Annotated in this window: 23 protein-coding genes; 10 read left to right on the top strand and 13 right to left on the bottom strand. The window is 39.8% G+C overall.

Annotation, left to right across the window (positions count from 1 at the left end; genetic code table 11):
• The first annotated feature begins 200 nt into the window (after positions 1-200).
• The 5 genes from proC (at position 201) to F3059_RS05400 (ending at position 4,677) form a co-directional block, all read left to right on the top strand.
• Positions 201-1,019, top strand: coding sequence for a pyrroline-5-carboxylate reductase (gene proC / locus F3059_RS05420; RefSeq protein ID WP_151167116.1), 819 nt, complete (start codon positions 201-203; stop codon positions 1,017-1,019).
• Between the two features lie 18 nt (positions 1,020-1,037).
• Complete coding sequence (gene proB, locus F3059_RS05415) at positions 1,038-1,835, top strand: glutamate 5-kinase (protein WP_151167115.1); 798 nt, start codon at positions 1,038-1,040, stop codon at positions 1,833-1,835.
• A 65-nt stretch (positions 1,836-1,900) separates the two neighbouring features.
• Positions 1,901-3,100, top strand: a complete 1,200-nt coding sequence (locus F3059_RS05410; RefSeq protein WP_151167114.1) for a glutamate-5-semialdehyde dehydrogenase — start codon at positions 1,901-1,903, stop codon at positions 3,098-3,100.
• Positions 3,101-3,266: 166 nt separating this feature from the next.
• The gene (locus tag F3059_RS05405) at positions 3,267-4,070 is read left to right on the top strand and encodes a metallophosphoesterase family protein (RefSeq protein ID WP_151167113.1); all 804 of its coding nucleotides are present in this window, start codon (positions 3,267-3,269) and stop codon (positions 4,068-4,070) included.
• Position 4,071: 1 nt separating this feature from the next.
• A complete protein-coding gene (locus tag F3059_RS05400; protein WP_151167112.1) occupies positions 4,072-4,677 on the top strand; it encodes a hypothetical protein in 606 nt (201 codons plus the stop codon).
• Here the strand turns inward: F3059_RS05400 and F3059_RS05395 are convergent.
• Positions 4,668-5,144: a DUF2452 domain-containing protein gene (locus F3059_RS05395; protein ID WP_151167111.1), complete on the bottom strand. Its 477-nt coding sequence runs from the start codon at positions 5,142-5,144 to the stop codon at positions 4,668-4,670. The two genes, F3059_RS05400 and F3059_RS05395, sit on opposite strands and share 10 nt — an antisense overlap.
• Positions 5,145-5,284: 140 nt before the next feature.
• On the opposite strand from F3059_RS05395, the gene gpmI reads away from it, so the two are divergent.
• Positions 5,285-6,808: a 2,3-bisphosphoglycerate-independent phosphoglycerate mutase gene (gene gpmI / locus F3059_RS05390; protein WP_151167110.1), complete on the top strand. Its 1,524-nt coding sequence runs from the start codon at positions 5,285-5,287 to the stop codon at positions 6,806-6,808.
• A gap of 35 nt (positions 6,809-6,843) precedes the next feature.
• Here the strand turns inward: gpmI and F3059_RS05385 are convergent, their stop codons facing one another.
• A complete protein-coding gene (locus tag F3059_RS05385) occupies positions 6,844-7,044 on the bottom strand; it encodes a hypothetical protein (RefSeq protein WP_151167109.1) in 201 nt (66 codons plus the stop codon).
• A gap of 102 nt (positions 7,045-7,146) precedes the next feature.
• Positions 7,147-7,734 carry an RNA polymerase sigma factor gene (locus F3059_RS05380; protein ID WP_151167108.1) on the bottom strand — a complete coding sequence of 196 codons (588 nt, stop codon included), beginning with the start codon at positions 7,732-7,734 and terminating at the stop codon, positions 7,147-7,149.
• A gap of 200 nt (positions 7,735-7,934) precedes the next feature.
• Between F3059_RS05380 and uvrA the strand changes: the two genes are divergently transcribed.
• The 3 genes from uvrA to F3059_RS05365 all read left to right on the top strand — a co-directional run bounded on the left by uvrA (position 7,935) and on the right by F3059_RS05365 (position 13,089).
• Positions 7,935-10,745, top strand: a complete 2,811-nt coding sequence (gene uvrA, locus F3059_RS05375; protein WP_151167107.1) for an excinuclease ABC subunit UvrA — start codon at positions 7,935-7,937, stop codon at positions 10,743-10,745.
• A gap of 92 nt (positions 10,746-10,837) precedes the next feature.
• Entirely contained in the window at positions 10,838-12,199 is a 1,362-nt protein-coding gene (gene hemN / locus F3059_RS05370) for an oxygen-independent coproporphyrinogen III oxidase (protein WP_151167106.1), read from the top strand.
• An 11-nt stretch (positions 12,200-12,210) separates the two neighbouring features.
• The gene (locus F3059_RS05365) at positions 12,211-13,089 is read left to right on the top strand and encodes a universal stress protein (RefSeq protein WP_170265055.1); all 879 of its coding nucleotides are present in this window, start codon (positions 12,211-12,213) and stop codon (positions 13,087-13,089) included.
• On the opposite strand, the gene F3059_RS05360 is transcribed toward F3059_RS05365, so the two are convergent.
• The gene (locus tag F3059_RS05360; RefSeq protein ID WP_151167104.1) at positions 13,086-14,537 is read right to left on the bottom strand and encodes a T9SS type A sorting domain-containing protein; all 1,452 of its coding nucleotides are present in this window, start codon (positions 14,535-14,537) and stop codon (positions 13,086-13,088) included. The two genes, F3059_RS05365 and F3059_RS05360, sit on opposite strands and share 4 nt — an antisense overlap.
• Before the next feature lie 161 nt (positions 14,538-14,698).
• Between F3059_RS05360 and F3059_RS13655 the strand changes: the two genes are divergently transcribed.
• Positions 14,699-14,863 carry a hypothetical protein gene (locus tag F3059_RS13655; RefSeq protein WP_170265053.1) on the top strand — a complete coding sequence of 55 codons (165 nt, stop codon included), beginning with the start codon at positions 14,699-14,701 and terminating at the stop codon, positions 14,861-14,863.
• Positions 14,864-14,987: 124 nt separating this feature from the next.
• Here F3059_RS13655 and F3059_RS05355 read toward each other — a convergent pair whose 3' ends face one another.
• The 9 genes from F3059_RS05355 to F3059_RS05315 form a co-directional block, all read right to left on the bottom strand.
• Positions 14,988-15,791 carry an FkbM family methyltransferase gene (locus F3059_RS05355; RefSeq protein ID WP_151167103.1) on the bottom strand — a complete coding sequence of 268 codons (804 nt, stop codon included), beginning with the start codon at positions 15,789-15,791 and terminating at the stop codon, positions 14,988-14,990.
• A gap of 159 nt (positions 15,792-15,950) precedes the next feature.
• Positions 15,951-16,472, bottom strand: coding sequence for a flavodoxin (locus tag F3059_RS05350; RefSeq protein WP_151167102.1), 522 nt, complete (start codon positions 16,470-16,472; stop codon positions 15,951-15,953).
• 90 nt (positions 16,473-16,562) lie between these two features.
• Positions 16,563-17,225, bottom strand: a complete 663-nt coding sequence (locus F3059_RS05345) for a response regulator transcription factor (protein ID WP_151167101.1) — start codon at positions 17,223-17,225, stop codon at positions 16,563-16,565.
• Between the two features lie 87 nt (positions 17,226-17,312).
• A complete protein-coding gene (locus F3059_RS05340; protein WP_151167100.1) occupies positions 17,313-18,236 on the bottom strand; it encodes a ribonuclease Z in 924 nt (307 codons plus the stop codon).
• Positions 18,236-18,934 carry a T9SS type A sorting domain-containing protein gene (locus F3059_RS05335; protein WP_151167099.1) on the bottom strand — a complete coding sequence of 233 codons (699 nt, stop codon included), beginning with the start codon at positions 18,932-18,934 and terminating at the stop codon, positions 18,236-18,238. Before F3059_RS05335 ends, F3059_RS05340 begins: the two co-directional genes overlap by 1 nt.
• Positions 18,935-18,944: 10 nt before the next feature.
• Positions 18,945-19,277, bottom strand: a complete 333-nt coding sequence (locus F3059_RS05330; protein WP_151167098.1) for a hypothetical protein — start codon at positions 19,275-19,277, stop codon at positions 18,945-18,947.
• A 17-nt stretch (positions 19,278-19,294) separates the two neighbouring features.
• Positions 19,295-20,224 carry an aspartate carbamoyltransferase catalytic subunit gene (locus tag F3059_RS05325; RefSeq protein ID WP_151167097.1) on the bottom strand — a complete coding sequence of 310 codons (930 nt, stop codon included), beginning with the start codon at positions 20,222-20,224 and terminating at the stop codon, positions 19,295-19,297.
• Positions 20,217-20,756, bottom strand: coding sequence for a bifunctional pyr operon transcriptional regulator/uracil phosphoribosyltransferase PyrR (gene pyrR, locus F3059_RS05320; RefSeq protein ID WP_151167096.1), 540 nt, complete (start codon positions 20,754-20,756; stop codon positions 20,217-20,219). Before pyrR ends, F3059_RS05325 begins: the two co-directional genes overlap by 8 nt.
• A gap of 29 nt (positions 20,757-20,785) precedes the next feature.
• Positions 20,786-21,358, bottom strand: coding sequence for an anthranilate synthase component II (locus F3059_RS05315; protein WP_151167095.1), 573 nt, complete (start codon positions 21,356-21,358; stop codon positions 20,786-20,788).
• Between the last annotated feature and the right edge of the window lie 93 nt (positions 21,359-21,451).

Below are 21,451 nucleotides of genomic sequence, written 5' to 3'. Positions count from 1 at the left end.
GCAAACAATATGACACCCAGTACAATATTTTTTTATTTTAGTTAAAGAAATAAGCTGTTAAATATTGATTTTAAATTGTTTACAAAAACCTATCATCTTGACATTAACAGACATATAATCTCTTAAACCCACAAAATGCACAAACCTTGCGGCTAAGGAGTGAATAAATTAATTAACTTTAAGACTGAAAATTTTCATTCATGAAAGTACTTGTAATTGGAGCAGGAAATATGGGATTAGCTTACGCTAAAGCCCTCGTAAAATCAGAATTTCTCCAAAAAACAAACCTGATGATTTCGGATACGAGTCCGGAAAAAACAGAAGAACTCAAAAAAGTAAGCCGTTTTGATGTTTACACGAACCTAGAAGATTGTCTTCCCAGTGCAGACATTATCTTTATCGCGGTTAAACCATATCACTCTGAAGAATTGTTTAAACAGTTAAAACCGATGATGACAAAAGATCAACTTGCGATCTCCATCATGGCAGGTGTAACAATTCAAAGTATGAAAGATGGACTCGGCATCACAAAAGTTGTTCGTGCAATGCCAAACTTACCAGCACAGGTTGGAAAAGGTTTAACATCATTTACAGCTTCAGACGAAGTTTCAAGACTTGAGCTTTCAACTGTAGAAAAACTACTCGATACAACAGGTCGCTCTGTTCGTCTCGACACAGAGAACGATGTTGATGCCTCTACAGGAATTTCAGGTAGTGGTCCTGCATATGTATTCTATTTCATGCAAAGCATGATGGACGCAGCTCGCAAAATGGGTTTCTCAGAACACGATTCTAAAGTTTTAGTGAGTCAAACATTTGAAGGAGCTGTAGAATTATTCAACAAGTCAGATCTCAGTCCTGCATCATGGATGAACCGTGTTGCATCTAAGGGCGGTACAACCCGTGCAGCACTTGATTCAATGGAGGACAACAATATCAAAGATCTCGTTGAAGAAGCAGCATATGCCGCGTTCAATCGCGCAGTTGAACTCGGTAAAGAACAAAACGAAAACAGTTAAAAACGCGCACATTTAGACATGGATTCTGAAAAGCAGTACAAAAAGAGAGTTGTTGTAAAAGTAGGGACTAACGTAATGGTTAATAAAGATAACCGAATCGTTGGCCCAATCCTCAAAAGACTGGTTGATCAAATAGCCAGGTTATATGAGGAAGATGTCATTACAGTCTTAATTTCTTCCGGTTCTGTAATTGCCGGTAAAGAAGTTCTGGACACCAATAACATTGAAAATGATACAGTACGCAGGCAGGTTTACTCTGCAGTTGGTCAACCTCGCATGATGCGACACTATTACAGCATGTTCCACGATTACGGAATGCGCTGCGCACAAGTGTTGGCTACGAAACGAGATTTCGATCCCGGTAAGCATCGCGAAAACATGATCAACTGTTACGAAGGACTCATGAGCCAGGGAATTGTTCCTATTGCAAATGAGGATGACGCAGTATCATTATCCATGTCAATGTTTACAGATAATGACGAATTAGCAAGTCTTGTTGCAGAGTTGATCAATGCCGATATGCTTATCCTCCTCACTGATACTGATGGATTGTATGACGGTCACCCTGATCATGATGATTCATCATTGATCACACACGTCACAACTGATCAAAGAGTTGAACAATTCGTACAGTCTTCTACCAAAAAAGAAGGTGAAGGACGTGGAGGAATGGAATCCAAACTAAATGTTGCAAAGAAAACTGCTGCCAAGGACATAACAACATTTATTGCCAACGGTAAAACACCAGATATCATCATGGATATTGTTCATGGCAAGGATGTTGGAACTCGCATCTTTCAGGAAGATGATGAGTAATGTGATGGTCAGAACCGAAAATCGGCTCTGACCGACAAGATTTTCGAATAAAATCAATTTTATATATGAAGCTTTTAAGCGAAGAAAAAAAGAATGCAGTATTACAGTCAATGATGGACTACATGGAAAAAGATAAGGAAGCCATCATTGCAGCAAACAAAAAAGATCTCGAAGCATTTGATCGTGATGATCAGGCGCTTTACGACAGGCTTGTAGTAGATTCAGCTAAAGTTGATGACATGATTAGAGCCGTGCGTGAAGTGAAAAATCAAGATGATCCGGTAGGTAAAACTATCAGTGATGATACGCTCGAGAACGGACTCAAAATCACGAACAAAACGGCTCCATTCGGAACCATCATGATCATTTACGAGTCTCGCCCAGATGTTACAATTGAAGCTGCTGTTCTCGCATTTAAAGCAAACAACAAAATATTACTAAAAGGTGGTAAAGAAGCCCACAACAGTAACGAAGAACTCGTTAAATGCTGGCACAAGGCTTTAAAAGACAATGGTCTTGAAGAGGATTGGATCCAGTATCTCAAAATGGATCGCGCCACGACACAAGAATTCTTGCGCAATCCAGATCAACCACTCGATCTCATCGTGCCACGCGGTGGTGAAAAGTTGATCAATTTTGTCAAAGAGCATGCTAAATGTGCGGTTCTGATCAGTGGCCGTGGAAATAACTTTGCTTATGTAGCTCCAGATGCTGATATGGAAAAAGTTATTCCGGTTATTATCAACGCTAAAACTGATAAAATATCAGGATGTAATGCTCTCGATAAAGTATTAGTCGATAAAAATCATCCTGATTTTGAAGGAACGCTCAAGAAAATTGAGTCTGAACTTTCTAATGCAGGCGTAAAAATTATCGCAAGCAGCGATGTAATCGACAAACTCGATACAAACGATGAAATCAAAGATGAAAATGTTTGGTTTGAGGAGTTCCTCGCGATGAAAGCTGCAATTGGAGCAGTTGACGGACTCGATGACGCTATCGAAACTATCAACCATTATTCAGGTGGTCACTCAAATACAATATTGACTGAAAATGAAGCTGATGCTTCTAAGTTTATGGAGCAGATTGACAGTGCGGCTGTTTATCACAACGCTTCAACACGTTTTACTGATGGTGGTCAAATGGGAGTTGGTGCTGAGCTTGCAATTAGTACTGACAAACTTCACCACCGCGGTCCGCTTGGACTAAAACAATTGGTGACTAATAAATATTATGTCCTGGGTAATGGACAAATAAGAAAATAAAAAGCAATTAATTGGCTTTTGAATTTAAACCCTGACAAGCCGCAAGGCTTCGTCAGGGTTTTTTTATGAATTCATTTTAAGTTAATTTAAAACCAAATCACATAAAATCTTGTTACCTTTTTAACCATTGCTTAAAAAACTACGTTTCAACTACAAATACTGGTTAATGAAACCCATCAAATCGCTATCTTTATTCTTTGTCATGTCTCTAACTTATCTCTCCTGTGATAAGTTTGAATACAACCATTATCAGGTTGATCTTAGTGAAGAATACATGGACATTAACCAACAAAACATCAACAGACTTCGCAATTCCGGTTCTGACACAATAACTCTAGCATTAATTGGTGACTCTCAAAGGTTTTATGAAGGAGCATCAATAGCTGTGGACAGAATCAACAAAATCGATAATCTTGATTTCGTCATACACACCGGAGATCTTGTGGATTTTGGAATTCAAAAAGAATACAAATTAATACACGACATCTTAAAAGAAATTAAAGCTCCTTATATTACTGTTATTGGGAATCACGATTTAATTGGAAATGGCAGTAAAGTATTTCGCGAAATGTACGGTCCATACGACTTCACATTCACATTTAATGGTTACAAATTCATCTACCTGAATACAAACGCCAGAGAATTTAACTTCTCTCAAAATGTACCTGATATCTCCTGGCTCGATCAACAATTAGCCGATACTTCATCTTACAAGCAAGCGATTGTCGTTAATCATGTACCTTATGACAACGATGATTTCAATCCTTCATTGAGAGATGACTACTTTAATACAATCAATAAATACCCAAACACACTCATCAGCATAAATGGCCACAACCACAATTTTGCCTTTCGACCTTCTATGGCAGGAAATGTCCCTTTTCTCAATACCTCGAGTCCTGAAAACGGTGAGTTTGTCCTCTTAAAAATATGGGATGATAAATTCTCTTACAGACTTGTAACAAACTAAGATGAGAAGGAGACACTACATATTGCTTATTTTATTCTGTCTCTCAATTACGGTCAGAGCCCAGGATTCATCGAGCTCTTCGTTTGCAAAAAAACTGATTCCAACCGGAGCTCAGGGACAGTTTGCAGGAAACATCGGGATGGTTTCAATTGGGCCAAACTGGAACCTCTACAAAAAGAAATTACATCTCGAGTACTCATTTGGCATAGTTCCCGAAAATGAATTCCTCAAGCCCATATACAGCTCAGCATTGAAACTTCGCTTTACCCCATGGAAATTCGATATTGATGATAAAACTCACCTCTACCCTGTTTCACTGGGTATTGGAATCAATTACACTTACGGGGAGCGATACAGCAAATACAATAATACCAGCCAATATGAAAGAGGTTATTACTGGTGGACAACAGCAATGCGATTTGGATCCTTCTATCAAATAGAAATCAGCAGATCATTTGATACCGAGTTTATAAAAGAAGCTGGATTGTATTTTGAAACCAGTATTTGGGATCTAGATCTTTACAATTACTCAGCTAATGAAAACTACAAACAGCTTTCCTACATGGAGTTATTAACTCTTGGTGCAGGATTCAGGGTCTACTTTTGATCATCACTGTACTCAATCACTTCCCAGGTGTGATCTGAAAGTAACTGTACTGAAGCAACAAAACTTTCAAAAGGCTTTTTTCTTCCCCATTCATTTGGAGCTATCATCGACAATAACATCGTTTCGTCTTTCTTTTGATAGAGGAAATAAACTTTACCTGGAACAGGCTCAAAGTTGATATCAGCATCGTAAATCTGCTGACTGATTTCAACACGGTTTTGAAGTTGTTTTGCCTGTCCGGCAAGCGTTTGAATCTGTCCTTTTATCTGATCCATTTGACGATTCGTTTGATCAGCCATGCTCGACATCGCCCTGCCCACGATTTTCCCTTTATCCTCGGGTCTGATCGAAACAGCTCCAACATTACTGGCATAAGGCAACAAGCCAGGATTTTCAGCTACTTTATCAGGATCAATAGGTGTCTTAGATTCTTTTCCCAGTTCTTTATCGTCTTTCTTCTTTGTCATACACTATGTTAAACGCAAAACAACTAAAAAGTTCAAACAAAATTACAAAACACAAACGTTCACCGGTGATAATCGTTCATTAGTCTACGATAAACACCCGAATTTAAAATCAGGTTATACCTTTGTAAAAAATAAGCACCATGAACAATCGCGTAGTTCTCATGATCCTTGACGGATGGGGAATAGCTAAGGATAAAAATGTATCGGCAATCGACAAAGCCAATACACCATTTATCGATTCACTTTACACCAAATACCCACACAACACGCTTGACACATCAGGCATGGCGGTAGGTTTGCCTGATGGGCAAATGGGAAACTCTGAAGTGGGTCACATGAACCTGGGTGCTGGTCGCGTGGTGTTTCAGGATTTAGTCAAAATCAATAAAGCTGTTGAAGATGGCTCTATTGGTCAGAACCAGGTTTTAAAAGCCGCATTCCAACACGCTAAAGAAAAAGGTAAAAACCTGCATTTCATCGGATTGGTATCAGATGGCGGAGTACACTCTCACATGAACCACCTTGTGGGTTTGACCAAAGAAGCAGCTAAAACCGGACTTGAAAATATTTACATCCACGCTTTTACTGATGGTCGCGATTGTGATCCGCACAGTGGAAAAGGCTTTATTGAAAAACTGGAGAAAGATATTAGTGACACTCCGGCAAAAATCGCTTCAATTGTTGGTCGCTATTACGCGATGGACCGCGATAAGCGTTGGGAACGCGTTAAGTTGGCTTATGATGCAATGGTTCACGGCAAGGGTGCAGAATTTAAAAGTGCTGCTGAAGGCATCAAATCGAGTTACGAGAATGACGTAACCGATGAGTTCATTAAACCAATCGTGCTCCAAAATGACAATCACGAGCCTTTGGCAACCATCAACGATGGCGATGTGGTAATCAACTTCAACTTCAGAACCGATCGAGGCCGTCAAATTTCAATGGCGCTAACTCAACAGGATTTTCCTGAACAGGAAATGAAAAAGCTCGATCTCTATTACTGCACGATGACACGATATGATGATACTTTCAAAAATGTACACGTTATTTTTGAGAAGGATAATCTGAAAAACACAATCGGAGAGGTAATCGCTAAAGCAGGGAAAAAACAAATAAGAATAGCAGAAACTGAAAAATATCCACACGTGACATTCTTCTTTTCGGGAGGACGTGAAGAACCTTTTGAAAATGAAAAGAGAATCATGGTCAATTCACCTAAAGTAGCAACATACGACTTACAACCTGAGATGAGCGCTCCTGAAGTAACAGCCAAAATCATAGCCGAACTCGAAAACGAATGGCCAGATTTTGTTTGTCTCAACTTCGCCAACCCAGATATGGTTGGTCATACCGGAGTTTTTGAAGCAGCGGTAAAAGCCTGTGAAACAGTTGACCAATCAGTAAAACAAGTTGTTGAAGCAGGTCTCAAACACGGCTATGAATTTTTCATCATTGCCGATCACGGAAACAGCGACTGCATGATCAACGCAGATGGATCACCAAACACAGCTCACACAACCAATCCGGTACCGTGTATCTTTGTCACAGGATCTGACCAAAAAATCGATCTCAAACACGGTAAGTTAGGTGATCTTGCACCTACCATTTTAAAGAGAATGGAAATCGATATTCCTGAGGAAATGACAGGAAATCAACTGATATAACATAAAAAAAGCCCCTGAATTCGGGGCTTTTCTATTTAATTCATGTTATAAGCTAAATCACCAACATGTTTACTTTTTTCAACTTTGAGTGATTTAGAATAATTCAAAATGTTTTGAACTGTATTGTTACTCGGTGTGCTCTTATACTGCTCGTAAATTTCATTGTTTACTTCATCGAGTAATTGTTTGTGTTTAGGCTCATCGTGAGCATTTTCAAAGGGTAACTGTTGCTCCATAGGCACGATATGTTTACTTTTTTTAGGTTCATTTCCCACATAACGGCCACAGTCATGATCTTATTGTATGTAAATCAAAAAATGATTTTTTCACCAATCAAATCAATGCTTGAGCAAATCCACTCTTCGCTCTTCTATCGTTTTTCTCATATTGATAAGCGCATAACGCATACGACCAAGAGCAGTGTTGATGCTCACATTAGTTTCTTCGGCAATTTCCTTGAAACTCATTTGACCGTAGTGCCTCATTTTGAGCACTTCGCGCTGTTCATCAGGAAGTTCTTCAATGATTTCCTTAAGATCTCCCGTGATCTGATCCCAAACAAGTTGGTCTTCAGCATTTGGATCTTCGCGTTTGATTAAATCAAATATATCGAAGTCTCCCCCACCATCAATTGTTGGATTGCGTTTAAGAGCTCTAAAGTTATCGATCACGAGATTATGAGAGATGCGCATTACCCATGGAAGAAATTTCCCTTCCTCGTTATACTTACCTCTTTTTAAGGTATTTACAACCTTAATAAATACATCCTGGAAAATATCATCAGCGAGTTGACGATCTTTAACCAAAGATACAATGTAAGTAAAAACGCGTTCTTTATGTCGGGTGATGAGAATTTCTAAAGCCTGTTCTTTTCCTCGTAAATATTGACTTACGAGTTCCTTATCGCTTACATTAGCACAAAGCATAATTACCTCCTCTTTTTCAATTAATCACTTAAAATTCTTGAAGAGTAAAAATGCTACTATAGGCTTTAAAATTTTTGTTTGAATTGAACTATCTGGAGCTCGTTTCTGTTAAATATGGTGCTAAGATGAAAAAAAAATCTTTTCGAAACAAATAAAATCTCAGTTCCCTGTACCTTTGCAAATTCAAATTTTAGCAAAATATGCCAAAAACGGACCTCCAGCAAGTCGACACAAAGAAGAACATTGTTATTAAAGGTGCTAAAATGCACAACCTCAAAGGTGTCGATGTCATAATTCCGCGAAACAAGTTTATTGTCATCACAGGATTATCCGGCTCCGGTAAATCATCGCTGGCATTTGACACACTTTATGCTGAAGGACAAAGACGCTACGTAGAATCACTTTCGTCTTATGCCCGCCAATTTATGGGCAAGCTCGACAAGCCTGAAGTTGAATATATCAAAGGAATTTCTCCGGCAATTGCCATCGAGCAGAAAGTAAACACACGTAATCCCCGCTCTACAGTAGGAACAACAACTGAAATTTACGACTATCTCAAATTATTATTCGCTCGTATTGGTCGCACTTTTTCGCCTGTTTCCGGTGATGAAGTAAAGCGAGACACCGTTACTGATGTTGTAAATTACATCACCAATCTACCTGAAGGATCAAAACTGATGATCGCCTCTCCCCTCCTCGTTACGGGAAACAAAACACTTGAGGAACAGGTCAAAATCCTCAAACAGCAAGGATTTACTCGTTTGCTGAGTGATGAAAAACCGGTTAGAATTGAAGATTTTGATCCTGATGTTCACAGTCAGAACCTGGAAATCTTAATCGATCGCGTTGTAGCAAACGATGATGAAGACAATCAAATGCGCATTGCCGACTCTGTACAAACAGCCTTTTATGAAGGTGACGGAAGTTGTTCGGTTCTGACCAAAACAGATGATGGCTTTGACCGCAAGGATTTCTCAAACCGTTTTGAGTTAGACGGAATAACATTTGAACAACCAACTCACCACTTCTTTGCTTTCAATAATCCGCTGGGAGCCTGTAAAACCTGTGAAGGGTTTGGAAGTGTGATGGGAATTGATCCTGATCTCGTGATTCCAAACAAAGGATTATCTGTGTATGAAGATGCTATCGTTTGCTGGAAAGGCGAAAAGATGAGTAAATGGAAAGACAAGCTCATCAGGAATGCAACTAAGTTTGACTTTCCTATTCACCGCCCTATTCACGAGCTTACTGAGGAACAAAAAGAGTTGTTGTGGACGGGAAATGAGTACTTCAAAGGACTCAATGCTTTTTTCAAACACCTGGAATCAAAGAGTTACAAAATCCAGTTTCGCGTGATGTTATCGCGTTACCGTGGAAAAACAACCTGTCCAGATTGTAAAGGAACACGCCTCCGCAAAGATGCTTCGTATGTCAAAATCAATGAGAAATCGATCATTGACCTGGTACTCACTCCTGTTGATGAGCTCTACGAATGGTTCCAGGATCTCAACAATCATTTAACCGATTACGACAAGAAAGTTGGAAAACGACTATTAATAGAGATCAACAATCGACTACAGTTTTTACAGGAAGTTGGATTGAGCTATCTCACACTCAACCGAACTTCAGGATCACTTTCAGGCGGTGAATCACAACGCATTAATCTGGCTACAACTTTAGGAAGCAGCCTCGTTGGATCAATGTACATCCTCGATGAACCGAGTATAGGATTACACCCACGTGACACAAACCGTTTGGTTGGCGTGTTGCATTCTCTCAAAAGACTAGGAAATACGGTAATCGTGGTTGAACACGAGGAAGAAGTGATGCGAGCTGCTGACGAAATCATTGATATGGGGCCAATGGCCGGAACGAATGGTGGTGAGGTTGTTTTCCAGGGCGATCATGACGACCTGATCAATAGTGATGAAAGTCTTACGGCTAAATATCTCACCGGTAAAATGAATATTGAAACGCCTGAAAAGCGCAGAGACTGGAAAATGTCAATCGATATTCGCGGTGCTCGTGAACACAACCTCAAAAACATTGATGTTTCTTTCCCTCTAAAGGCTTTGACAGTTGTAACAGGTGTTTCAGGATCGGGAAAATCTACTCTCGTTCGCAAAATCTTGTTCCCGTCAATTCAAAAGAAACTCGGTGAGTACGGTGATATAACAGGAGAATTTGACGAGTTAGCCGGAGACATAAGTGCAATTCAAAACATCGAGTTTGTCGATCAGAACCCGATTGGCAAATCGTCACGAAGCAACCCGGTTACATACGTAAAGGCATTTGATGAAATCCGTTCGCTATTTGCTTCGCAGCAACTCGCAAAACTCCGCGGTTTCAAACCTTCCTATTTCTCGTTTAATGTTGAAGGTGGCCGTTGTGAAAAATGCAAAGGTGAGGGTGAAATTACTGTTGAAATGCAGTTTATGGCTGATATCCATTTGCAGTGTGATGCCTGCAAAGGGAAACGCTACAAGAGTGAAGTTCTGGAAATCGAGTACGAGGGAAAAACAATTGCTGATGTATTGGATCTGACCATTGATGAAGCAATTGAATTTTTTGGTGCTCAGGAAGAAAACGATGCTAAAAAGGTTGTAAACAAACTGCTCCCGCTTCAAGACGTGGGGCTTGGTTATATCAAGCTCGGTCAATCTTCAAGTACATTGAGTGGTGGTGAAGCGCAGCGTATTAAACTCGCTTCATTTTTGGTAAAAGGAAAAACACGTGACAAAACGCTCTTCATTTTTGACGAACCAACAACCGGTTTACACTTTCATGATATCGAGAAGCTACTCAGAGCTCTCAACGCATTGATCGACAACGGTCACAGCATTATTGTGGTTGAACACAATGCCGAGATCATCAAATCTGCAGACTGGGTAATTGACCTTGGACCAGAAGGTGGTAAAAATGGTGGAGATTTAGTTTTTGCCGGCACACCGGAAGATTTAATAAATCACAAAGAGAGCTATACAGGTCAATACCTGAAAGGAAAGCTCTAAAATCCTGACAAAAATCAGTATTTGTTTTGATTTCACTCATGGGATGTCAGCTTTCTACTCCTGATCTTTGAAGCTCAATTGAGCTTCTAAAGATGGAAAAACAACTGATCAAAAAATACAACGTTCCCGGCCCCCGTTACACGAGTTATCCAACTGTCCCGTACTGGAAAAACGACCCGATAGATCTCGATGAATGGAAAGAATCTGTGGTGGAAACTTTCAGAGCTACCAATAACGAAAAAGGGATTAGTCTTTACATACATCTACCCTTTTGTGAAAGTCTTTGTCATTATTGTGGCTGCAATGTTCGCCATACAACAAACCACAAAGTTGAGGATTCTTACATCGGTTACGTAATAAAAGAATGGCAGCTTTACTTAAACCTATTGCCTGATGTTCCTCAAATTTCTGAGATTCACCTTGGCGGAGGGACACCTACCTTCTTTTCAAAACAGAACCTCAGCGATCTGATTGAAATGATAAAGAGCACCTCTACAATTCACCCACAGGCTAAGATGAGTTTTGAGGCAGATCCGCGAAACACCACTAGAGACCAACTTCAAACCCTTTACGATTTAGGTTTCAGGCGTGTGAGTTTTGGTGTACAGGATTTTGACCAAAAAGTTCAGGAAGCGATTAACCGAATTCAACCTTTTGATATGGTTCGTGATGTCACTAATGCAGCGCGTGAAATCGGTTATGAGTCTATCAATTACGATCTCATTTACGGATTGCCACACCAACAGCCGGAGTCGATCGAGCAAACTTTCAATTTTGTAAAAGAGTTAATGCCTGAGCGAATTGCCTATTACAGTTACGCCCACGTCCCGTGGATGAAAGGCATTCAGCGCAAGTTTTCAGAAAACGATCTACCACAGAATGATGCCAAACGTGAACTGTACGAATTGGGAAAAACACTTTTAGAAAAAGCCGGATACATTGAAATTGGAATGGATCATTTTGCATTGCCAAATGATGAACTCACTCTCGCATTTCAAAATAAAACCCTTCACCGCAATTTCATGGGCTATACTACTCAGCCAACTGATTTGATGATAGGGCTTGGATCGAGTTCTATCAGTGATTCATGGACCGCTTTCGGTCAGAACCACAAGACAATTCGCAACTATCAAAAACTTCTCGATCAAAATGAATTACCTATTTTTAGGGGCCATTTATTAAACAGGGAAGATCTCGTGATAAGGAAACACATACTTAACCTTATGTGTCAGTTTGAAACGAGCTGGGAGGATGAAAAATTAAAGCATCCCACAGTAGGTGAAGCAATTGCCCAACTCACTGAGTTTGAAAAAGACGAACTCTTAGAAATAGGCAATCAAAGCCTCACCGTTACAGATAAAGGAAAGCCTTTTATCCGTAACATTTGCATGACATTTGACGCACATTTAAAACGAGACAAACCCAAAAGAGAACTTTTTAGTAGAACCGTATAAAAACCATGACAATGAAGAATGTACTTTTCCCAACCGATTTTTCTGATGCTGCAGATTATGCTAAAAAAGCGGCTTTTAAGCTTTGCAAAAAGCACAATCTCACACTTCATGTAATGAACTCACTCGACAATGTTCACCGCTACGTGAGCATGAGTATGACAAATGCCGGAGATCCATCAGTACCGGGATTTGAACCTGAGTTGATGCTCGAAGCGATGAAAGAGCACAAAAAACAGGCAGAGAAAGATCTTTTAGAACTCAAACAAGAAGCAGAAAAAGCGGGCATCCAGATTGAAGGACACCTCAAATCAGGTAGAATGCACGATGATGTGCAAGAAGTTGTAGAGAAATTCGATATAGATTTCGTAATAATGGGCACTCACGGTGCAAGTGGTTTTGAAGAAGCTTTCATCGGGTCAAACGCGCAAAAGGTTGTGCGTTCGTCTAAAGTTCCGGTTCTGACCATCAAGCCGGTTGAAGAAAATGACTCGTTTGATGTCAAGCGCATTGTTTTTGCTTCAGATTTTGTGGAAGAGGAAATCAACAAAGAAATTCCGAAAGTACGCGCTTTTGCAAACTTCTTAGAAGCCTCACTCGAAGTTGTATACATCAATACTCCATCGTACTTTGAGCAGACTGTTGATTCAGAAAAACGAATCAGGAAAGTGCTCGATAATAACAGCATGCACGATGTTAAATTCACTATTTTCAATGATTTCAACATCGATGATGGAATCGTCAACTTCGCAGATCATGTTGATGCCGATGTAATTGCTTTAATCACACATGGCTTTAGCGGACTTAAAAAGTTCCTCAATGACAACATTACTGAAACCGTGGTAAACCACTCATCTCGCCCGGTTCTCAGTTTTCACGTACCTAAAGACTAACGCGAAATCAAGATTCGCTTGAGTTGAGTAGTACCGTTACTCTCAACTTTCAAAAGATACACTCCTGGATCCAAAAAGTGAACTGGGAGTTTTTTTGTACCACTGATTTTTCTCGACATCACTTCTCTCCCACTCAACTCATACAGTGTGAGTGTTGCAGGCTCTGCGATCTCCACATTCAGAACCGAACGAGCAGGATTTGGGTAAACCCGCAATTCAGGCTCTGACCGAAACTGAGCGAATGTTGTTGTTGTATCAACAGCATTACAGGGAGTTGAAATGGAGTCAAAAAATGTAATGACACTGTAAAGCGATGGAACAACGCAGCCTCCGTGATTTGACGGACCGCGATTGATAGCTGCTACATCCTGTGCCCCCATTGCGTTCATGAATGAATCTGCCTTGATCGAGTTTTGGTATTCTACCTGCTCATCTCCGGTGCAATAATACATTCTGGTTGCACTATCAGGAACCCAGTTGTAAACATCATTATCGATCAGATCCTGCCACAATGGATGATTTTTAGACTGATAAGTTGACCGAATATCATTTAGAAAACTCGCCTTCATGAAGGAATCAATTCTGCTAGGTAAAGCATTGTTCAATTCGGTTAAAGTGTGCGTACCATCTAGCAGAGGTGGAACCGTTGTGTTATAAGGCGAGCGAAGTAGTTCAGCAATGGAGTTGTTGTATAGATTACCGTAAGCTTGTTGATACCCTTTTATCAAATAAACCACATAGCCAGGATTACTATAAGGCGCTCCTGATACAATTCCGCCAGCTTGAATACCGCTCATATCATAAGGACCAGATGCCGGTGCAGCGGCTCTTACATGAAACTCATTCTGCAAAGCATTTTCCTGAATATATTGATGAGTTGCCATTGCTGCGTGACCACCTTGCGAATAACCAGTGATGAAGACATCGCCATCGAGATTTGTATTAACATCAGAACACAGTTCCCGGGCAGCCCGCATAGCATCGATAGAGGCCGTTGCTTGTGTCTCAGCATGAATATAGGGATGAAAACCGGGATTGTCTCCCATTCCCAGGTAATCGGGTAAAACCATTACATAGCCTGCACCTGCAAAAAGCTTCCCTATTGTTCCTTCTCCATTGTTTCGACTGGGGACATCATCTCTTTTTAAAACTGTTCCATGTGCATACAACCCCATTGGATAGCCCGCGCAAGAGTCGGTTGGTATTACAACCATTCCACTGGCTATTTCATTATTGCCGTTTTCATCAGTTGTGAAATAATTTATCTTGTATATGTCAACTGAATATGGTAAAGCTACATTGAGACCTAGTACACTTGCTGTATTAGAAAGTGCTGAGCTTGAAAGACTTTCAAGTTTCTGGTATGAATCCAACACCTGTGGTTTCACGTTTAGTACGAAAACCACCAAAATGAAAGTTATTAACGATGTTCTGATTTGTTTCGGCATGATTAAGAAAACTTTAAGTAATGAATTAACAACAACAGCGCACTAAGATAGTGTTTTCAATAAGGCGATGTGAAAAACTACAGATTTAAACCTGTCGATTCAGTCTGTTTTCCTCGTAGTTTAGAACCACTGAATTAGAAATTTTATAAATACATACTGCTATGGAGGAACAACTTAAAAAAGAGATTCTTGAGCTCAGAGACAAGCTCAGCGGAGACATGATGAAAGACATGGAAATCCGTGATAAAATCCATAATCTAGAAATGAAACTCAACGGTGTAAAACCTGAGGATTCACATTTTGACTGCGTTGGTTGCGGCAGTTAATCAACTTTTTCACAACACCTCAAGCCTTACCTAAATCGTCATTAACTTATAAAAGCATTGAACCGGAGTCGCCCTCTCCGGTTTTTTTATTTTTTTAATTAGAACAGAAAAAATGCTGTATCCACTAAAAGCTAAAATCATGGATCGTTGGAATACCAAGGACAGTATTTTGATGTAGCTTACCCTTTATTTCATATCCGATAGAAGAAATGTTTTCTTTAAACCAGTTCGTACCAATAACTCCTTTATTATCCTCAAGAATCAAAATCGGCTTGCAACGATTAATTATATTTAAAGCACCGGTTAATGCTTGTTTCTCATAGCCTTCAACATCTAATTGAAGAATTGTTACAATTCTATCTTTTCCAACAACGTCATCTACTCTCTTGACATTTACTTCAATTGTCTTTCCATCTTTTTCTTCGTTTATAATTCTACTGCCTCCTCCCAATGTAGCTCCATTTTCAGATTCAATTAACATATTAGAAGTTGAGCTTTCATCACCTAATCCACAATTGTAAAGTTTTACATTACTTAAATCATTAATCAATAGAGTAATGTGAGCACATCTATAGTTTTCACTATTAGGTTCAAAAGCCCATACTTTTGCTTCATCAGATAAAGCATGGGAAAGCGGTGGTAAAAAATCGCCAAAAAAAGTTCCAGCATGTATTATATCTCCTTTACCACAGTGAGCTCTAATAAAATTCACCGTTTCTGGCTCATGAACTTTGCCTTTTAAGACTTTTTGTACAGCTGGTCTTTTTTGAGAAGACAATGGTGTGAAGTAACCACCATGCTTATTGTATGCAACTATTCCATTTAATGTAGAACTGGTACTTTTAAAAGAAGCTAAGTATTTGGGAGATCTTCTTCTAGTCAGTGCTCTTTTAAGCTTTACATACTTTTTATTAACCTCCTTCAGCATATTTTATTTTTTTAAGTTAGTATGGTAATCATTCAGATTATGTCTTGTGTCAAAAACAAAAAAGAGCAATTTACAAAGAGAAATCATACTGGCTATTATCAAAAAAGGCCATTTCATTTTATGATATGGCCTTCTTATTTTTTGTCCCTGCTTTAGCGATTAACTATCAATCGGGAATTCTTTCTTGATTTGTTCAACCCACTTTGTTACTCGCTCTTCTGTCATTTCGTCCTGGTTATCTTCATCGAGTGCCAGTCCCATGAAATACTCACCGTCTTCAGTCTCAGCTTTTGACTCATCGTGTTCAAAACCATCTGTTGGCCAGTAACCGATTAGCTTTCCGCCATTTTTCAATACGACATCACCTAATATACCAACTCCATCAATGAAATATGTGCTGTAACCATACTGGTCTCCCAAACCGAAAATAGCTACGGTTTTTCCGGTAAAATCAACTTCCTTGAAATCTTCGTAAAAATCATCCCAGGCACTAACGAGCTGACCATCATGCCATGTTGAAAGGCCAATGATGATTTTATCGTATTTATCAAAATCTTCAGGTTCAATATCGTAAGCATCGAGAAGCTCGATAATGTCTTCACCTATTTGCTCCTGTATCATTTCAGCCACGGCCTCTGTGCAGCCAGTGTCAGATCCGTAAAAGAGTCCTATTTTTTCCATGTATAAATCTTGTTATCTTTTTTATCAGAATCGGATGACGAAATTATAGTGCTTTTCAAGCTTATACAATGACAATACTCACAAAATTGTTCACGAATTAAAAAGATAGCGGTTTGGAGAAATGAGGTTCTCCCTAACTGCATAAATCACAATACCTGCTGTATTGTTTATCCCAAGTTTGTTCATGATGTTTTTGCGATGTGTCATTACGGTGTGCGCGCTCAGGTGTAATTCCTCAGCGATTTGCTTATTGGTTTTTCCCTGTGCTATTTCCCTGATGATTTCAATCTCACGTGAACTCAAACTTATAGGATCGCAAGAGAGTTGGCCCGTTTTTATTTCCTGATCATCCAGTTCATTCAATATTTTACCGCAAAAAAACTGTTTGCCGAGATGGGTTTCTTTGATGCTGTCAACTATCTCAGATTTACTGCATGATTTTAAAACATGTCCAGAAATTCCGGCCTCTAAAGCTCGTTGAATGAGATTTTTCTTAGCGAACTCTGTAATAGCTACGAACTTCTTATCAGGATATATGTTGTGGATTGCCTTGATGTCTTCGGTTCTGAATGAAGTAGCCATGTAATCGATCAATACAACATCGGGTTTCCATTCAGAAAATAATTTGACGAGCGCTGATCCATTATCAACTTCACCCACTACCTCTACACTGTCTTCCTGAGCAAAAACGGACTTCAATCCTTCTCTTATGAGTTCATTCGAATCAGCTATGACAATTTTTACAGGCTCCATTATTTAGACTTAATCTTAATAAAGACAAAGGTAACGCAATAGTGAAACAGCGGCAAGCTAATAATGGACTTAATACTGATAAGTTTTTCACAAATCACGGGAGGAAAAAGTGTGACCATCCAGTGCTAACTCAGTATTGGCAAAGACTTCACGAGCTTCCTCAAGATGTTGATCGAAATTTTTATATCGAGCAGAATAGTGACCGATGATGAGCTTGCCAACTTTTGCCTTTTCAGCTATCGTTGCGGCATCACGAGCTGTTGAATGATAAGTTTGTTGTGCTCGCTCTCTAAATGCCTCAGTAAAAGTGGCTTCGTGATACAGTAAATCAACATTCTCAATAAAGGGAACTATTCTATCATTATAGCGAGTATCAGAACAAAAAGCATACGAATAACTTTTTCGGGGAGGTAATGTGATTTCTTCATTTTGAAACACTCTGCCATCTTCGCGATGAAAATCTGCCCCTTCTTTAATCTTTGGTAACTGTTCAATGGGAATTTTCAGCTTGTCAATCAACTCCTTTTTTATCCTTCTGTTTTTTGGCTTTTCAACGAAAAGAAATCCATTACATGGAATCCTGTGATCGAGCGGAATGGTATAAACATCGGCTATGTTATCGGAGTAAATATGGTTCTGACCATTATTGAATTCCAACTCTTCAAACTTAATCTCAAAATTGAGTCGGCTGTCAGCAACTTTCAATTGAAGGTTGATGATTTCTCTTAAACCAGGCGGACAAAAAATCGACAACTCGTTTTGCCTGCCCAGCAAATGCATTGTATTCAACAAACCGATCAACCCAAAAAAATGATCTCCGTGAAGGTGGCTGATAAAAATGGTTTTAATGCGCTGCATTTTCACGCGATACTTGCGCATCTGAATTTGAGTTCCCTCTCCACAATCGATCAAATAATGTGATTGATTGATCGAGATTAACTGGGAAGTCGTGTTTCGAGTTGCGGTGGGAATAGCGCTATTTGCTCCTAAAATCTTTAGCTCAAAACCCATTACTTGACAACAATCATTTTGATGTGTCTCGTTTTATCAGCTGACTTGAACGTCCCAAAATAATGCCCCGGTGAATAATCTGAAATATCATAGAGGAATTGGTTATTTCCCGTTTCGAGCTGAACATTAAACTGGTCAACTAATGTCCCGGTAATGTCATACATAGAAACAGTTCCGGTACGAGGCTGATCAGTTCTAAAAGCAAAACTTGGATTTGCTTTTACGGGATTTGGATAAATTGAAAATGAAAGATGGCTATCATCTATTGAACTAATACCACTTGCTTGCTGAACCTCAACATCGTAACTCGCATCGAGGTTTGAATCTAAAGTAAACAAGCTCGCTGTAATATAAGCTGTAGTTGAGAAAACGCCAGACTCAGACGGTGTCCCGCTAATCATGATACAGTGATCTCCGCTAGAAAACGTGCAAGAAGGAGGATTACAGTCATAACCGAGGCCGGGTGGGATATTCACAACAGAATCAACCTGTCCTGAAAAATTTTGAGGCACTCGAAATGAAATCACAAACTCAGTGTATTGTCCTTCAATCATTGTTACCGCAGTGTCGTCAGGATTGGGATACACCAAATCGCTACTATTGTCTAACTCATTACTTTCAGGCGAGCATTGCGCAAAAGCTGAGTTGAGAGCACCCATCATAAAAAATGTAAGTAAAAGCGTAAAAATTCTTTTCATAGTGTTTGATTTACATGTTGTCAATTTCGCGTTCAACTTCTTCCATAAAAATAATATCCTGCGCTTCTGATACTGTTGGAGCACATTCAATGTCAGCGAAATACGATTTACAAAATTTCACATCCCCCGAAATTACAAAACTTTTCTTTTTATCCTCAGCTTTTGACTTCCAACTCTCAATAGCTTTTAAGAACTCATCTTGAGGTTCTTTGTTTTCGGTCAGAACCAGCAATACGTTTTCCACATTCTGGCTCCAGTGTTCCGCGCAGGCTTTTACATCAGCTCCGCGATCTGACCAATTGAGAAAATACTGTGTGTGCTTGTCACCTGTTTCGTACATCATACCTGAATGAAATTAATTTATCGGGCAATTTTTTCAGCCAGCAAATAGAGAACTGCCATGCGAATAGCCACTCCGTTTTCAACCTGGTTGAGAATAATCGCGTGATCGCTGTCTGCCACATCAGAAGTGATTTCCACTCCTCTATTAATCGGACCCGGATGCATGATGGTGACCTCTTTTGAAAGACTATTCAACAACTCTGCATCAACACCATAAGTCATGGTATACTCACGGATTGATGGGAAATATTTAATATCCTGTCGTTCGAGTTGGATGCGCAACATATTGGCAATATCACACCACTCAAGTGCTTTGCGTAAATCGAGCTCGACTTCAACTCCCAAATCCTCGATGTATTTTGGAATGAGTGTTTGAGGTCCGCATACTTTCACTGTAGCTCCCAGTTTTTGAAGCGCGAATATGTTGGAAAGTGCTACGCGTGAATGAACGATATCACCCACAATCACAACTTTCTTTCCTTCCACATCACCATATTTCTCACGAATGGAATACGTGTCGAGAAGAGCTTGCGTGGGATGCTCGTGAGCACCGTCACCAGCGTTGACAATTCTGGAGTTCACATTTCTGCTCAGGAACACAGCCGCGCCAGGATTTGGGTGGCGCATAACTACCATGTCAACCTTCATCGCGAGAATGTTATTCACCGTATCGATGAGCGTTTCTCCTTTCTTCAATGAAGAACCCGATGCAGAAAAATTCACCACATCAGCTGAAAGTCGCTTTTCAGCGAGTTCAAAAGAGAGCTTTGTGCGCGTTGAGTTTTCAAAAAAGAGATTGGCAATTGTGATGTCGCGTAGTGAAGGAACTTTTTTGATCGGCCTGTTGATGACATCTTTGAAATTATCAGCAGTAGTGAATATCAACTCGATATCTTCCCTACTAAGTCCTTTAATTCCTAAAAGATGATCAACACTCAAATTACTCATCATCAATTGTTTTTAGAACAACATGTCCTTCATTATCGAGATTCACATCAACACGCTCAGAGACAACCGAGTCAACTGTTCTACCAACATAGTCGGCCTGGATGGGAAGCTGTCGGCTAAATCTTCTATCGATCAAAACCAGGAACTCAACCTTTTTGGGTCGGCCAAAATCCATGAGAGCATCCATACCGGATCTGATCGTGCGACCAGTGTAAAGAACATCATCGATCATGATGACCTTCTTGTTTTCTATTTCAAAATCGATTGTTGTTTCGCTAACGGTAATCGGTTCATCGCGTCTTCTAAAATCATCGCGATAAAACGACACATCGAGATAACCCAGATCGATTTTAGCTCCTGAAAGGACTCTTTTGAGTTCAGCGTGCAACCTATCAGCTAACTGAATTCCGCGCGGCTGCAAACCAATGAGTACTGTATTTTCAAAATCACCGTGATTTTCAATCAACTGGCGAGCCAATCGCTTGATTGTGATGTCGAGTACTTTGCTATTGAGTAAAATTCTGGGTTGCATTCTTTGGCAAATATAGGAGTAAGTCCCAATCATTTTTCAATCAAACGGAGCCAATTTTTTACAATTTGTGTTCCGTGGCTGCTCAAAATCGACTCGGGATGAAACTGCACACCATAAACAGGCAGACTTTTATGTTCGATCGCCATTGCAACTTCCCCCCAGTTTGCAATCGCTTTCAATTCCTCAGGCAAAGAAGATAAATCTGCCGCCCAGGAATGGTACAACCCAACTAATGTCGGGTTCTGAATATCGCTAAAAAGAGAATTTCCCTGATGCTCAACTTCAACCGGCCTACCGTGCTGCACACTCGCCATATTGAAAAGCTCACCATTAAAATGATTCACAATTCCCTGCATCCCCAGGCAAACTCCCAAAAACGGCTTTTCATTGATAAACCGATCAATTACTTCCATCATTTTTCCGGCAGTTTGAGGTAATTCCGGACCCGGACTCAAGACAATCGCAGTGCTTTTGGTCAGAACCGACCAGTCGATTTCGTCATTCCGCATCACTACAACCTCATCAACCAAAGGCTCCAGCAAATGAACCAGGTTGTAAGTAAAACTGTCGTAATTATCGATGACCGAAATACTTTTATTCATGTCCGCAAATGTGCATAATTTGTCAATAACTCCTACTTTGATTTGCTTTTCCCAATTTGAGAATTATTTTTGTTGTTAATAGCGCAAACCTAA

The organism is Salibacter halophilus, from assembly GCF_008806325.1.
GTDB classification, from domain to species: Bacteria; Bacteroidota; Bacteroidia; order Flavobacteriales_G; family Salibacteraceae; genus Salibacter; species Salibacter halophilus.
The sequence above is the reverse complement of the archived record's forward strand: the minus strand, read 5'-3'. Positions and strand labels throughout refer to the sequence as shown.

Excerpts from the sequence above, each read along its gene's own strand:
- F3059_RS05395 (WP_151167111.1), bottom strand. The coding sequence starts at position 5,144 with ATGACAAAGAAGAAAGACGATAAAGAACTGGGAAAAGAATCTAAGACA.
- F3059_RS05360 (WP_151167104.1), bottom strand. The coding sequence starts at position 14,537 with ATGCCGAAACAAATCAGAACATCGTTAATAACTTTCATTTTGGTGGTT.
- F3059_RS05385 (WP_151167109.1), bottom strand. The coding sequence starts at position 7,044 with ATGGAGCAACAGTTACCCTTTGAAAATGCTCACGATGAGCCTAAACAC.
- proB (WP_151167115.1), top strand. The coding sequence starts at position 1,038 with ATGGATTCTGAAAAGCAGTACAAAAAGAGAGTTGTTGTAAAAGTAGGG.
- F3059_RS05345 (WP_151167101.1), bottom strand. The coding sequence starts at position 17,225 with ATGGAGCCTGTAAAAATTGTCATAGCTGATTCGAATGAACTCATAAGA.
- F3059_RS05400 (WP_151167112.1), top strand. The coding sequence starts at position 4,072 with ATGAGAAGGAGACACTACATATTGCTTATTTTATTCTGTCTCTCAATT.
- proC (WP_151167116.1), top strand. The coding sequence starts at position 201 with ATGAAAGTACTTGTAATTGGAGCAGGAAATATGGGATTAGCTTACGCT.
- F3059_RS05365 (WP_170265055.1), top strand. The coding sequence starts at position 12,211 with ATGAAGAATGTACTTTTCCCAACCGATTTTTCTGATGCTGCAGATTAT.
- F3059_RS05380 (WP_151167108.1), bottom strand. The coding sequence starts at position 7,734 with ATGCTTTGTGCTAATGTAAGCGATAAGGAACTCGTAAGTCAATATTTA.
- F3059_RS13655 (WP_170265053.1), top strand. The coding sequence starts at position 14,699 with ATGGAGGAACAACTTAAAAAAGAGATTCTTGAGCTCAGAGACAAGCTC.
- F3059_RS05410 (WP_151167114.1), top strand. The coding sequence starts at position 1,901 with ATGAAGCTTTTAAGCGAAGAAAAAAAGAATGCAGTATTACAGTCAATG.
- gpmI (WP_151167110.1), top strand. The coding sequence starts at position 5,285 with ATGAACAATCGCGTAGTTCTCATGATCCTTGACGGATGGGGAATAGCT.
- F3059_RS05330 (WP_151167098.1), bottom strand. The coding sequence starts at position 19,277 with ATGATGTACGAAACAGGTGACAAGCACACACAGTATTTTCTCAATTGG.
- pyrR (WP_151167096.1), bottom strand. The coding sequence starts at position 20,756 with ATGCAACCCAGAATTTTACTCAATAGCAAAGTACTCGACATCACAATC.
- F3059_RS05335 (WP_151167099.1), bottom strand. The coding sequence starts at position 18,934 with ATGAAAAGAATTTTTACGCTTTTACTTACATTTTTTATGATGGGTGCT.
- F3059_RS05405 (WP_151167113.1), top strand. The coding sequence starts at position 3,267 with ATGAAACCCATCAAATCGCTATCTTTATTCTTTGTCATGTCTCTAACT.
- F3059_RS05325 (WP_151167097.1), bottom strand. The coding sequence starts at position 20,224 with ATGAGTAATTTGAGTGTTGATCATCTTTTAGGAATTAAAGGACTTAGT.
- F3059_RS05315 (WP_151167095.1), bottom strand. The coding sequence starts at position 21,358 with ATGAATAAAAGTATTTCGGTCATCGATAATTACGACAGTTTTACTTAC.
- hemN (WP_151167106.1), top strand. The coding sequence starts at position 10,838 with ATGGAAAAACAACTGATCAAAAAATACAACGTTCCCGGCCCCCGTTAC.
- F3059_RS05355 (WP_151167103.1), bottom strand. The coding sequence starts at position 15,791 with ATGCTGAAGGAGGTTAATAAAAAGTATGTAAAGCTTAAAAGAGCACTG.
- uvrA (WP_151167107.1), top strand. The coding sequence starts at position 7,935 with ATGCCAAAAACGGACCTCCAGCAAGTCGACACAAAGAAGAACATTGTT.
- F3059_RS05350 (WP_151167102.1), bottom strand. The coding sequence starts at position 16,472 with ATGGAAAAAATAGGACTCTTTTACGGATCTGACACTGGCTGCACAGAG.
- F3059_RS05340 (WP_151167100.1), bottom strand. The coding sequence starts at position 18,236 with ATGGGTTTTGAGCTAAAGATTTTAGGAGCAAATAGCGCTATTCCCACC.